Origin of the sequence: Alcaligenes faecalis, assembly GCF_002443155.1 — a bacterium.
Taxonomy (GTDB): domain Bacteria; phylum Pseudomonadota; class Gammaproteobacteria; order Burkholderiales; family Burkholderiaceae_B; genus Alcaligenes; species Alcaligenes faecalis.
The window spans coordinates 1,687,976-1,701,181 of the sequence record NZ_CP023667.1 but is presented as its reverse complement, the minus strand read 5'-3'; the positions used below and the strand labels follow the sequence as shown (position 1 = coordinate 1,701,181).

Annotated in this window: 12 protein-coding genes; 9 read left to right on the top strand and 3 right to left on the bottom strand. The window is 57.2% G+C overall.

The features are described from left to right. Window positions 1-3 precede the first annotated feature (3 nt). Both CPY64_RS07975 and CPY64_RS07970 read right to left on the bottom strand, forming a co-directional pair. On the bottom strand, window positions 4-819 hold the full coding sequence (locus CPY64_RS07975) for a motility protein A (protein WP_009454185.1): 816 nt from the start codon (window positions 817-819) through the stop codon (window positions 4-6). 141 nt (window positions 820-960) lie between these two features. Continuing rightward, window positions 961-1,341 (bottom strand): flagellar protein FlhE, encoded by a 381-nt coding sequence (locus tag CPY64_RS07970; RefSeq protein WP_042480468.1) that lies wholly within the window; start codon window positions 1,339-1,341, stop codon window positions 961-963. Window positions 1,342-1,588: 247 nt separating this feature from the next. On the opposite strand from CPY64_RS07970, the gene pbpG reads away from it, so the two are divergent. From pbpG to CPY64_RS07940, 6 genes are all read left to right on the top strand, one after another. After that, window positions 1,589-2,593 (top strand): D-alanyl-D-alanine endopeptidase, encoded by a 1,005-nt coding sequence (gene pbpG, locus CPY64_RS07965; RefSeq protein ID WP_086060509.1) that lies wholly within the window; start codon window positions 1,589-1,591, stop codon window positions 2,591-2,593. 172 nt (window positions 2,594-2,765) lie between these two features. Next, window positions 2,766-3,680: a LysR family transcriptional regulator gene (locus CPY64_RS07960; protein ID WP_042480466.1), complete on the top strand. Its 915-nt coding sequence runs from the start codon at window positions 2,766-2,768 to the stop codon at window positions 3,678-3,680. A 157-nt stretch (window positions 3,681-3,837) separates the two neighbouring features. Continuing rightward, complete coding sequence (locus CPY64_RS07955) at window positions 3,838-4,827, top strand: Bug family tripartite tricarboxylate transporter substrate binding protein (RefSeq protein WP_042480463.1); 990 nt, start codon at window positions 3,838-3,840, stop codon at window positions 4,825-4,827. Between the two features lie 45 nt (window positions 4,828-4,872). After that, window positions 4,873-5,820: a M14 family metallopeptidase gene (locus tag CPY64_RS07950; protein WP_042480460.1), complete on the top strand. Its 948-nt coding sequence runs from the start codon at window positions 4,873-4,875 to the stop codon at window positions 5,818-5,820. A gap of 141 nt (window positions 5,821-5,961) precedes the next feature. Beyond that, complete coding sequence (locus CPY64_RS07945) at window positions 5,962-6,855, top strand: NRDE family protein (protein WP_042480457.1); 894 nt, start codon at window positions 5,962-5,964, stop codon at window positions 6,853-6,855. Then, entirely contained in the window at window positions 6,852-7,271 is a 420-nt protein-coding gene (locus tag CPY64_RS07940) for a carboxypeptidase-like regulatory domain-containing protein (protein WP_042480454.1), read from the top strand. Before CPY64_RS07945 ends, CPY64_RS07940 begins: the two co-directional genes overlap by 4 nt. On the opposite strand, the gene CPY64_RS07935 is transcribed toward CPY64_RS07940, so the two are convergent. Next, on the bottom strand, window positions 7,258-7,872 hold the full coding sequence (locus tag CPY64_RS07935; protein ID WP_042480451.1) for a tRNA-uridine aminocarboxypropyltransferase: 615 nt from the start codon (window positions 7,870-7,872) through the stop codon (window positions 7,258-7,260). The two genes, CPY64_RS07940 and CPY64_RS07935, sit on opposite strands and share 14 nt — an antisense overlap. Window positions 7,873-7,986: 114 nt before the next feature. Here CPY64_RS07935 and imuA point away from each other — a divergent pair, with 114 nt between their 5' ends. From imuA to CPY64_RS07920, 3 genes are read left to right on the top strand one after another with little or no spacing between them, the layout of a single operon-like run. Further along, on the top strand, window positions 7,987-8,724 hold the full coding sequence (gene imuA, locus CPY64_RS07930; RefSeq protein ID WP_042480448.1) for a translesion DNA synthesis-associated protein ImuA: 738 nt from the start codon (window positions 7,987-7,989) through the stop codon (window positions 8,722-8,724). Further along, window positions 8,681-9,973 carry a Y-family DNA polymerase gene (locus CPY64_RS07925; RefSeq protein WP_042480445.1) on the top strand — a complete coding sequence of 431 codons (1,293 nt, stop codon included), beginning with the start codon at window positions 8,681-8,683 and terminating at the stop codon, window positions 9,971-9,973. Before imuA ends, CPY64_RS07925 begins: the two co-directional genes overlap by 44 nt. After that, window positions 9,970-13,167 (top strand): error-prone DNA polymerase, encoded by a 3,198-nt coding sequence (locus CPY64_RS07920; RefSeq protein ID WP_042480441.1) that lies wholly within the window; start codon window positions 9,970-9,972, stop codon window positions 13,165-13,167. Before CPY64_RS07925 ends, CPY64_RS07920 begins: the two co-directional genes overlap by 4 nt. The last annotated feature ends 39 nt before the right edge of the window (window positions 13,168-13,206 follow it).

The window sequence follows — 13,206 nt, the reverse complement described above, 5'->3', positions numbered from 1 at the left end:
GGATCAACCTCGCTCCGGAGCCGGGTCCGCGTCATCGTCGCGGCCACCCCGGTCATTGATCTCGTCCTGATACTGGGCCATGAAAGAGTTGAGTGTTTCGCGCATCAAGGCCGGGCCACGACGCTGGCTCATCATGGACACACCTTGCATGATCATGTTCATCAAGACCACGCGCTGCTCGGTACGGCGCTCCAGCTTCACGGCCACAGGCTTGAACACCAGATTGGAGAGCAGCACGCCATAGAACGTCGTCATCAAGGCCAGCGCCATTTGCTGACCAATCGAGGTAATGTCACCATCGCCCAGCAAGAACATCAGGTTGACCAAGCCAATCAGCGTGCCGACCATGCCGAAGGCGGGCGCAAAGCTGGCCATCAAACGAAACAGTTGCGCTTCTGCGTGTTCGCGAGCACGCAAACGGCTGATGCGCCATTGCAGAAGGTCTTCAATATCTTCCTGGGGAGCCCGGTCAATCACCAACTGAACGCCGGTTTTCAGAAACGGGTTGGCCACTTTTTCCAGTGCCTCTTCCACTGCACGGATATCCCCCATCATCCACAGTCGGGAGATATTGATCAGCTCATCCATGTCCTGCTGGGTGTACAAGCGCTCGTTGCGCAGCACGGTTCCGATCAGTCCAAAGATGCGGACCACTTCGCTTAAGGGATAGCTGATAAACGTGGCGGCCAAGGTGCCCACCAGCACCACGGCCAGACTGGGCAGGTCCACAAACAAGGCGGGGTTTTCTGCCGTAAAAAACAAGATTACGGCAAACAGCAGCACGCTGGCGACGATGCCGATCAGAGTAGAGGGGTTCATGCACAAGTCCTGGTTATGGCCCGATGGGCATCAGGACTACATATCGGCAGTAGCGCAGGTTTCTTTAGGCTTGTACTTTGAGGTGGATCAAATACAAGCAGAATTAAATCGTTTATGCAGAAACGGTCTCCGCATGTCGAGCTATCGCTGGTAATTCACCCGGATCGATGCCCGCACCCGAACCGCCTCGGTGCTTCCTGCCCAACTCCAGACTTCATGCTCCAGCACAAAGCCATGACGTGCATCCTGGCCGGCAAAGGCCCGCGTGCTTAATACCGAACCGTTCATGTCCACGCAAGAACCGCCTTGCAAGCACAGACGGCTTTTCAGCACGGCTCGGCCGTTATGGTCATAGCTGACCTCCACCTTCCCCAGTGTGCTCGCCTGCGAGCGTATCGCCTCTGGCGGCATGAAGCTTTGTTGCGTGCGAGGAGAGCTTGTGGTGATGGCATTGCTGAGCTGTTCGCCATCCCAGGCCAAGGATGCACTATGCCCTATTGCAGGGACACTTCCCAATGCCATAAAAACAAATAGGGGATTTAAAAAACTGTTTATAAAAACAGGCTTTTTATAATTCCGGGATTTCAATAAAGACATAAGCTGTGTTTTTATACAGATAAAAATAAGTTTCATGATGATACGGTACAAATATCTTAAATTTTTTTTAACTTTGAGCCGTAAGATACTAATATAAAGAGGATTTTTTCTGGTAGCATAAGCGCATAAATTCTATCCGCCCTTCTGTTTCTCGCCTACCGGGAACTGAAAAATGCCTCAGACCAGAACAAACAAATTCATTCGACGCGCGCTATGTGTTTTATTTCTAGCGCCTTTTTCGATTTCGTCCTTTGCGCAGACACTGGCGCTGGCCGAGCCATCCACACTGGATGAAGCCACAGCCGCCATCAGCTACAACGTGCCGCATCTGGTTTTTGAAAAAAACCTGCAGCCCATCAGTTACAGCGAAAACGACAGCCGCCGCGCTCTTAATGCCCTCAAACACGATGCCCTGATCCAGCATGCAGCCCTGCGTTCGGAAATTGCCTTTGTGCAGGATCTGGAATCGTCCACCGTGCTGTACCAGAAAAACAGCGACGCTGTGCGCCCCATTGCCTCCATCTCCAAGCTGATGACCGCCCTGGTCGTGGCCGAATCCGGCCTGCCCATGGATGAAATGCTGGAGATCATCGACGAAGATGTGGATCGCGTCAAACACTCCAGCTCGCGTCTTAGCGTTGGCTCCAAGCTGAGCCGTGCCGACATGATGCACCTGGCATTGATGTCCTCGGAAAACCGGGCTGCCCATGCACTGGGCCGCAGCTACCCCGGTGGCCTGCCTGCGTTTGTGCGCGCCATGAATGACAAGGCTCGCGCCTTGGGCATGCGCAATACGCGTTTTGTGGAACCCACCGGCTTGTCCAGTGACAACGTGGCCAGCCCGCGTGATCTGGTCAAGCTGTTGACTGCCACCAGTCAGCATGCCCGTATCCAGCAATACACCACGAACGATCAGTATTCGGTACAGCCTGTACGGGGTCGTCAGCTGGTGTTCAACAACACCAATCGTTTGGTGAAGAACGCCAACTGGGATATTCAGGTTTCCAAAACCGGCTTCATCAACGAGGCAGGCGAATGCCTGGTCATGCTGACCAAGATCGAAGATCGTGAAGTGGCGATTGTGCTGCTGAACTCTTCAGGCCGCTACTCGCGTATTGGTGACGCCGTACGCATTCGCGATCTGGTTGAGAAATCCAACGGTCTGGCCATGCTTTAAGACGTCTGTCGCGCCTGAATACCACCACCTCAAATTCAGCAGTCCCTAACGCCCCAAATCCTGGCTATTCAGCCAGTTTTGGGGCGTTTTTATCGGGCTTTGTTATTGTTCCCTCTTTACCCCTTGCCTGGGGTGTTGACCTGCCTTCCCTCTTGTAAGGAGCGCCCCTTTCGTGTCCCAGCTCAAATTGCTTGAAGACTTTGTGACCCTGGCTCGTGCGGGCAGTTTTGTCCGGGCGGCAGAACAGCGCCATGTCACGCATCCGGCATTTGGGCGCCGCATTCGGGCACTGGAAGCATGGGTAGGAACGCCTCTGGTGGATCGCAGCAGCTTGCCCATCACGCTGACGCCGGAAGGACAGGTGTTCTACAACACGGCCAATCAAGTGCTGGAGCAATTGAACCGCGTACGTCGACAATTGCAGGCCTCGGACCAGGCCGGACAAGGCAGCTTGCGCATTGCCACCGGCCGCAGTCTGGCGCGCACTCTAGTCACGGACTGGGTCAGCCGTCTGCAAAAAGGCAGTCATGCCCCCTTGTCGGCCCACGTCCCTATCGATATCAGCACGGGCATGATGGCCGATATGGCCAAGTTGCTCGCCCAGGGAAAGACAGACTTTTTATGCTGCTATGAACACCCAGCCTTGTCGATTGAACTCCTGGCCGAGCAAGTGACCTACATGACCATCGCCACTGACAAGCTGGTGCCCACCTGTCAGCGCCGCAAGAACGGTACGCCTTTATATGAGCTCAATGCCGATAGTGGGCGCAGCATTCCTTTGATCTCTTATTCAGGTGGTTTGGCCATGGCCCGTATTCTGGGCGACAAGCTGCACCACTTTCCTTACCCACTGGTCAGCACGGTACGTTGCGACTCGCTGGATACCGCAATGGGTTCGGTACTGAAAGGCATGGGCGTCGCCTGGTTACCCCTGTCCATGATTGCCAATGAATGTCGCCGTGGCACCTTGGTGCAACTGGGCGGCAAAGGCGATGAAATTGCCTTTGAGGTGCGCTTGTACCGCTCCCGGGCTCCACTCTCTGATCTGGCTGAATCTGTCTGGGCGTTCACCCAGCAGGGTCGTTAACTTCATCCCAACCGAAAAAGCACGGTCATGTGCTGTAACGGCACATTCAGATCCGTTGCAACGGACACAATACCCTTTCATAACTAAGGATATACAGGCCCGCAGCGCCAACCCTGGCCGCTGGTCGGAGACCTATCCATCGAACGGGGAGCACATCATGTCTTTTTCCTTCTCCAAGCGCAGCTTGGTTCTTGGTATTCTGGGCGCCTGTAGCCTGTTGCAAGCCTCGGTCAGCCACGCCGACACGTATCCCTCGCGCCCCCTGACTCTGGTCGTGGGCTACCCTGCCGGCGGCAGTGTGGACCTGACAGCGCGTTTGCTGGCTGAAGAGCTGAGCAGCCGTTTAGGCCAGAGCGTCGTGGTTGAAAATGCAGGCGGTGCCGGCGGCACCATTGGTGCCCAACGTGTACAGCGTGCCGCCGCCGACGGCTATACCCTGCTGCTGGGCTCCACCAACGAAATGATCATCGCCGGCATGATCAACAAAGCCGTGCGCTACGACGGGCAAAAAGACTTCACGCCCGTTGGCATGATTGCGTCCCAACCCTTGCTACTGGCCGCCTCCAAAGAATCCGGCATTCGCTCTGCTGCAGACTATGCTCAAAAGCTGCGTGCTGCCGAACCGGAAGCCTTCAGCTTTGGTTCCTCGGGCGTCGGCACAACGCTGCACCTGGCCGGTGAAATGGTAAATGCCTCTACCGGCACCACCGCCATGCACGTGCCCTACCGCGGCGTGCCGCCTTTAGTCTCGGACTTGATGAGCGGACAACTGGATACGGCCTATCTTGTCCTGTCCTCCGGACTGTCACAAGCGCGCGCCGGTGCGATTGTGCCTTTGGGTATTACCGAAACCAAGGCTTCTCCTGCCGCTCCGGAAATCCCGCCGCTGGCCGATACCCCCAGCTTTGAGAAGGTCGATATCAACGTCTGGTTTGGTTTGTATGGCCCCAAGGATTTGCCTGAGTCCGTCACCAACACCTTGCGCCAGGCTCTGGACAGCAGCCTGCAGTCCGCCACCCTGCAAGAGAAGATGCAATCCAATGGGGCCACGCTTTACGCCCCTGGCATGAACGCGGCAGAGTTCCAGGCCAAAGAGGTCGACAAATACGCCCGTCTGGTCGAGCTGGCCAAGCTGCAAGCCGAATAAAACACATGCGCCCCGACTGACTGCCGGGGCGCTGGAGTCTTCACCATGCAATTTTCTCTTTCTTTCCCTGACATTCACGAAGAACGTCGGGGCAATACCGGTGTTCCTGGCCTGTGGTGTCTGGATTCGGGTAAAGCAGGCCGTACCGTCATGATCAGCGCCCTGATCCATGGCAACGAGCTGTGCGGCGCCTGGGCCTTGAAAGCGGTACTCGCCAGCGGCTTGCAGCCCCGTCGCGGCAAACTGATTCTGGCCTTTTGCAATCTGGACGCCTTTGATCGCTTTGACCCTGCGCAGCACGACGCCAGCCGCTATGTGGACGAAGACATGAACCGTGTCTGGAGCGATCAAAAGCTGTCGCAAACACAGACACAAGAACAACGACGCGCGCGGGCCATCTTGCCTTGGCTGGAACAAGCCGACTGGTTGCTGGATCTGCACTCCATGCATGAACCCAGCGCCCCCTTGCTATTGACCGGCACCTTGGCGCGCAATATCGAACTGGCGCAAGCCTTGGCCGCCCCCGAGCATGTCATTGTGGATACGGGCCACAAGGATGGCGTACGCATGCGCGATTACGGTCGCTTTTCTGACCCGAATGCCCATGAGACCCGCTCCCTGTTGCTGGAGTGCGGCTTTCATGGCGATCCGGATACGCCAGCTATTGCACTGGACCTGATTGCCCGCTTTCTGCTCGCAGCCGACATTATCGACAAAGAAGATTTGCCCGCGGACTGGCGACGAGCCTCGCCTGATCAGCAGCGCATTTTGCAAGTCACCCATGCGATTGTTGCCCCTTCCATGCAAGTCAGTTTCAGCCAGAACTGGCAAGGTCTGGAAACCTTGACCAAGGCAGGCACATCGATTGGGCAAGCCGATGGCCAGCCCTTACTGACGCCTTACGATAATTGCACCTTGGTGATGCCTTCACTGCGCCAGCTACGCCCTGGTGTCACCATCGTTCGTCTGGCACAAAACTACGCCGCGCCCTGAGGCCCGTTCAAAGACCGTTTCACGCTGGCGTTCAAACCCTGAACGCCAAGCCCAAAGCGGCATTCTCAATACCGAGAAAAAAAGCAAAACTTGGCGGTACTTTGGCTACCAAAGCCTGCATAGCCATCCTACAATCGGCACATGTGCATCGCTTATATCGCCGTCGGAGTTAATGCAGATTGGCCGCTGATTATTGCCGCCAATCGCGACGAATATCATGCTCGCCCCAGCCAGCCGGCCCAGCCCTGGCAGGACGAACCCCAGATTCTGGCGGGTCGGGACCTGCAAGCCGGAGGCACGTGGTTGGGCCTGACACAACGCCGTGGACGGCTGGCCCTGCTGACCAATTACCGCGAAGCTCCCAGTAGCAAAAACAGCAAGCAACGCTCACGCGGCGAGTTGATTCCTCAGTTCCTGGTCGATGAGCGCAGTCCCGCCGAGTATCTTGAACAGTTGGCCAAAGAAGGGGCCGACTACGCAGGCTTCAATCTCTTTGTTCTGGAGTGGCCTGACACGCAACAGCCTGTGCGTCTGGGCTATTACAGCAATCGCCACCCCAGCGGCCGCCCGCAAAAACTGGAACCGGGCGTACATATTCTGAGCAATGCCTGGCTTAACACGCCTTGGCCCAAAAGCCTGTTCCTGAAAGAAACCTTGCAGGCACAACGGTTTGACGGCTCGCCACAAGCGGTAGAAGGCTTGTTCCAGGGATTGCGCAATCAGGAAGTTGCTGCCGATGCCGACTTGCCTCAGACCGGACTGAGCCTTGAGCACGAACGCTTGTTAAGCAGCCCATTTATTGTCAGCCCCGATTACGGCACCCGCTGCACCACCGTTATTACCATTAATCAGCATGGGCACGGAATGCTGCGTGAACGCAGCTTCAATCCCCAGGCGGAACCCGTTCGTCAGCATGACTGGCCTCTTTTGTGGCCCAGCTTTCATCCTGACAGCCCGCTCCCCCCCTCTCATAACAGCAACAGGGCCACTGATGGCCTGCTTAGCCACCCTACTTCAAGCAAGGAAACCTCATGAGACCTCATCTTTCTTTGATCGGCATTGCCATGTCGCTGGCCTTATTGAGCAGTCCCGTCGTGCACTCTCAGGAGTTGCCGCCCAGTCAGTACTACGGTTCAACCGAATACATTAGCGGCGGGATAGGCAGTGATGAAGCCCAACTGTTTCGCATGGTGCGCAACACCTTTCCCTTGTCCGTCAACTTTTCAGCCAACCAGGGCGAGCGCGTCGGCTATATCTCCGATGTGCAACTGGTTATCCGTAATAGTGGCGACCAAACTGTGCTGAACAGCCTGATCGATGGTCCCTACTGCCTGATTCGTCTTGCACCCGGCAATTACAAGGTGTTTGCGACTTACCAGGGCCAAACCCAGGAACGCCAGGCCAGTATTGTTGAAGGTCAGCCCCGCGAGCTGAACTTCACCTGGAAGTAGGATAGTTACGTTCATAGGTTTCCAGGCCCATGGCCTGGATCTGCTCTTCGATCAAATGCTCGAAAGGCCGTAGCAAAGGGCTGAAATCCCGCTCCGGCTCCATAATCTGCATCAGCCGGACAATTGCTTCCAAGGTAGATACGGCCTGAGGGTCGGGCGCTTTACGCAGTCGGTAGCGCGACGCCTCTCCTTCAGGCAGCACCCAATACGGCAGGGTGTGCAAGACCGGATTGCTGTGCAGGATCAGGCGTGCCTTGCGCCAGGTGCCATCCGGCACCACGATCAAATCCGGTTTCTCTTCCAGACCTGTTGAACCTGCCACCTTGGCCTGCGGCCCCGGAAACAGCAAGACAGGGCGATGCACCCGTGCCAAGCGGGCCTCCAGTTCATCAAACTGCTCTCCCACCCATAGCTCCGTCCCTCTCAATCCCAAATACGCCAGACGTGCGGTATTCAACGCATGCCGGGCTTCGGAATGATGCTGCAAGATCAGCACAGGACACGCCGCGTCTATTGAAGGAATCAAAGGACACAAGCAACGAGCCAAAGGCCGCTGGCATTGAGCGCAACGGCCTGGACGGGAGGAAGCGGAAGAATTCATGCGAGAGCGCCAAACAGAAGGCCACAGTATATAAAAGTTCTGCTTTGAAACAGATGCCTGGTTTGCTGGCAAACAGTTTTACTGTATATTTATACAGCAACCAGGAGCACACCTATGGCAAGCGCACTTCGTTCCCTTTTAGACCTTCATCCCTCCCTTTGGACGGGCAAGCATTATGCGCATGCCGCCGGCGCGTGCCTGCCCAGCGGGTTTGACGCCCTGGATGCCGAATTGCCGGGAGGCGGCTGGCCTGTAGGCAACCTGATCGAACTGCATGCACCTCAAGACAGCAGTGCCCTATCTTTATTGCTGCCAGCCCTGAACGCTCTGCAAGCAGAGCGCTTGCGGGTTTTGGTTGCCCCGCCCTATCAACCCATGCAACAGCTGTGGCACGGCACCCCTGCGACGACTGGGCAAAGTTCTTCTTCAGAAAACGCCTTGCTCTCCCGGATGATCTGGATACGCAGCCAACACCTGAACGACACCTTGTGGGCCAGTGCCCAGGCCCTGCGCCACGGCCATTGCGCTGCCGTGCTGAGCTGGTTGCCTGCTCATGTCCCTTTAGCGGCCTTGCGTCAGTTGCAACTATTAGCCAGCCAGAGCGACAGCCTGTTTTTTTGTTTGCGTCCGGCGCACAGCCAGGCCAATAGCCCGGCCCTGCTACGCCTGGAACTTCAGACTCGGCAAGACCAGCAAGGACAGCCTTGGCTGGATGTTCATATCCGTAAACGACGTGGGCCACCTTGCAAGAACAGCATTGCTTTAGCGCCCCATCACACCTTGATGCCGCCAGCGGCCATTCCGTCCCATGTACCTGTGCCTGCGACTGCCCCAGAGCCTGCTTACGCCTGAGGCCAGCCCCAAGCAGCAGGACGATGTTCAAGCGGTTTTGCTGCGCTACAGTCCCCAACTGGCCCAGGTTCAAGCGGATTTATGGGTACTGAATATCAGTGCCAGCATTCGGCTGTTTGGTGGTTTGCGCCGTCTGTATCACCAGGTTCAGGCTGATTTGCAGACTCTTGTTCCCCAGCCCTGTCTGGCCCTGGCCCCAACAGCACGCGCCGCCTGCTTGCTGGCTTTATCCAAACGCAAGCAGCGCCGTTGCGTCCGTCGTTTGCAAGCCTGCTTGAACCCGCTTCCTGTCCACTTGCTGTCCCCACCCGCCGACCAGTTGCAGTGGCTGCATAGTCTGGGCTGCCATACCCTGGGCCAGTTACATCAACTGCCCCGTGATGGTTTATCCCAGCGTGGATTGCGCGGTCTTTTATTGCAATTGGACCAGGCCTACGGCACACAAAGCTGGACGCTGGAATGGGTGCATGCCGCCCCGCAATTTACGCGCAGGCTGGAAATGGATACCCCGTCCAATAACAAACCCACCGTCTTGCGGGCCTTGAACCGCCTGTTGATCCTGCTGGAGGCCTGGTTGAATCAATATCAACTGGCTTGTGGACGCCTGGAACTGGTGCTTCACACGGAACGGTACAAGGACTATCCCATCGCCACCCGCCTGGAGTTGCAGATGGCCCGGTCCTGCTGGCGCAGCCAGGACTTTCTGCCTGTATGGCAAGAACAGTTCCAGCAGCTGCAATTACATGCCGCCGTACAAAGCATGGTGCTGCAAGCCCAACAGCTGCACCCGCGCCAAACCCATGCCAGCAGCCTGTTTCCCGATGCGCGTCATTGGCAAGAGCAAGATCAACAGCTTCTGGAGCGCTTGCAGGCCAGACTAGGGGCTGAACAGATATTGACGCCTGCCGCCCAGGCCAGCTATTTACCGGAACAAACGAATCAATGGCTGCCCCTGTCCAGCAGCCAGCCTAGCGCTCCTAGCAATGCCAGCTGCCCGGCCTTGCAACGTCCCTGCTGGATGCTGGACCCGGCTCAGCCTTTACACCACGATCAGCAATCCCCGCTTCTGGATAATCAGCGCTTGCGCCTGGTTCAAGGCCCGGAACGGATACAGACAGGCTGGTGGAGCGGTGCCGGGCATCAACAGCGGGACTACTTTATTGGCCTGTGTCCGCAAGGACGCTTGTACTGGGTTTACCGGGACTTGAGCCAGGAACACGCCTGGTATCTACACGGAGTCTTTGGATGAAACCCCACCTAGACCTCCTGTATTCCGAGCTGGACTGCCTGTCCAACTACAGCTTTCTGAATGGTGCATCCCACCCCGAGGAGCTGATCAGCCGCGCCGCCGAGCTGGGCTACAAGGCACTGGCCTTATGTGATTACGCTTCCATGGCCGGGGTGGTACGCGCCTATGCACAGGCCAAGCTGCATCCGGAGATCCGCTTGCTGGTCGGAAGCCGGTTCCGCTTTACGGGCGCGTGGAACAGTCCAAATCCACAAAGCACCAACCCCGAAGCCAGAGCCAGCAACGATGCTCAGGCTCATGAGCTGCTGATTTTGCCGCGCAACAAGGAGGGCTACGGCAATCTCTGCCAATTCATCTCGCACCTACATCAATCGCTGGACTTGAAGCAGGAGGCCTCCATAGACTGGTCTTTTTTGCAGCAAGCCCGCCAAGGTGCCCAACAGCAGGTTTTGCCGGACTGCCTGCTCATCTACAAGCCTGCGTATGGCCTGGATAGCGAGCACATCCAGCGTCAAACACAAAATCTGCTGGACTTGTTTGCAGGCCGCCTGTTTTTAGGGGTCAGTCTGCACAGGCGTGATCAGGATATGCAGCACTTACGTGCTGTCAGGCAGGCGGCGCAAACGTGTGGCGTGCGCTGTGCCGCTTTGGGAGGTGTTCATATGCATGTGCGCTCCCGCCAGCCCTTGCACGATACGTTGGCCGCCATACGCCTGAAAACGCCCGTGCAAGAATGCGGTTGGTCCCTGGCCAGCAATGCCGAGCATCACTTGCGCACTCGCTTTCAGCTGGCCAATCTCTACCCCGTCGAGCTGCGCGAAACCACCGAGTACATCCAGGAGCTGTGCCAGTTTTGTTTAAGCGAAATCAAGTATGAGTACCCGGTCGAGATTGTTCCGCCCGGTCTCAGTGGCATTGAGTATCTGCGGCAGGAAACCGAGCGCGGCGCGCAGAGGCGCTACCCCAAAGGAATCAGCGACAGCTTGCGTACTCGCCTGGAAGAGGAACTGAGCCTGATTGCGGACCTGGGCTACGAGTCCTACTTCCTGACCTTGCATGACATCGTCGGCTACGCGCGCAGTCAAGGGATTTTGTGCCAGGGTCGGGGCTCCGCCGCCAATTCGGCGGTGTGTTATTGCCTGGGTATTACCGAAGTTGACCCTGCCAGCAGCCACACCTTGTTTGCACGCTTCATCAGCCGGGCACGGGCGGAACCACCCGATATTGATGTGGACTTCGAACACCAGCGCCGCGAGGAAGTCATCCAATACATTTACCGCAAATATGGCCGCCAGCGAGCGGCCTTAACGGCGGTGATCACCACCTATAGACGCCGTAGTGCCTTGCGAGATACGGGCAAGGCACTGAGCATTCCTCAAGCTTTGATCGAGGCCTTGATTCAATGCGATCGAGCCTGGCTGAAAGACACCCATATTCAGGATGAAGTCCTGGCGCGTTTTCCTGAATGCCCGCCCGAGCAAGCGCATCAATGGCTGTCCTTGACCCGTCAGCTAATGGGTTTCCCTCGCCATCTGTCTCAGCATCCTGGCGGTTTTGTGATTTCACAAACGCCCTTGCACAGGCTGGTGCCCATTCAGAACGCCGCCATGCCGGGGCGCAGCGTTGTGCAATGGGACAAGGATGATCTGGATGTGCTGGGCCTGTTGAAGGTCGACATTCTGGCTTTGGGCATGTTGAGTGCCTTGCGCCGTTGTCTGGACAGTATCAGCCAGCAAAAAGGAAAACCGTTTCGCTTGCAGGACATTCCTTTGCAAAGCGCCAAAACCTTTCGCATGATACGGCGGGCCGACACCATAGGCGTATTCCAGATCGAATCCCGCGCCCAGATGAGCATGTTGCCGCGCCTGCGCCCCCAATGCTTTTATGACCTGGTGGTGCAAGTGGCCATTGTGCGCCCCGGCCCCATTCAAGGAGGCATGGTGCATCCTTATCTGGAACGTCGTCGCGACCACAGCAAAGTCGACTACCCCGCCCCCGAAATCCGCCATGTACTGGAACGCACCTTGGGCGTGCCGATTTTTCAGGAACAGGCCATGGAGCTGGCCATGGAAGCGGCGGGTTTTTCAGCCGACAAAGCAGATGCCTTGCGGCGAGCCATGGCCGCCTGGCGTCGTCGTGGTGGTTTGGGGCCTTTTGAGCAGGAGCTGCTGGATGGCATGGACGCCAAAGGCTATGCCCCCGAATTTGCTCAGCGCCTGTTCGATCAGATCAGCGGTTTTGGGGAATACGGTTTTCCTGAAAGCCACTCGGCCAGCTTCGCCAAACTGGCCTGGTTCAGCGCTTATCTGAAGGCACGTTATCCGGAGCACTTTCTGGCGGCCTTGCTGAACTCTCAACCCATGGGTTTTTACGGCCCCAGCCAACTGGTTCAGGACGCACGCCGGCATGGCGTTCAGGTCTTGCCCGTTGATGTGCAATACAGCCTGTACGACAGTCATGTGTGTTCCGCGCCAGGCAGCTCGCGTCAGGTACGGCTGGGCCTGCACATGGTCAAAGGCTTGAGCGAGCAAGGGGCACAGGCCATTGTCAGTTACCGGCAAAACCACCCGGAACGTAAGCTGAATCTGGCCTGCCTGCGCCAGGAGCTGGCCCTGTCGGCCCACGATCAACAAGCGCTGGCCCAGGCCCATGCCCTGCGCAGTGCTTATAGCCAGCGCCGTCACAGTGTCTGGGATGCCCGCCGCCCCAGTCAGACGGGATTGCTTAGCCATGCGGAAACGCCGGACCACACTCCAGATCTGCCGCGGGCCAGTGTGGGGCTGGAGGTATTAAGCGACTACCAGGCCGTGGGCCTGAGCCTGGATCGTCACCCCTTGTCCTTGTTACGCACACAGCTGGCCCCCTTGCGATTTTCAACGGCAGAGCAGCTGAACCAAGCCTGCCCGGATCGGCGTCTGGCACGGGCTTGCGGGCTGGTGACTACCCGTCAACGCCCCGGCACGGCAAAAGGCACTGTCTTTGTGACGCTGGAAGATGAAACCGGCAGTGTGAATGTGATCGTGCGTGAAGAGCTGGCACAGGCGCAATCCCAGGCCTTGCTTCAATCTCGCCTGCTGGGTGTCTATGGTGTCTGGCAACGTGATGGCAGCGTATGTCATTTGATTGCCCGCCGTCTGGTGTCCATGAATCATCTGGTTGGTGATCTGGCCGCTCGTAGCCGAGATTTTCAATAATCGGATTTTTCCCTACCCCGCCCTGCGTTAAACTAGGGC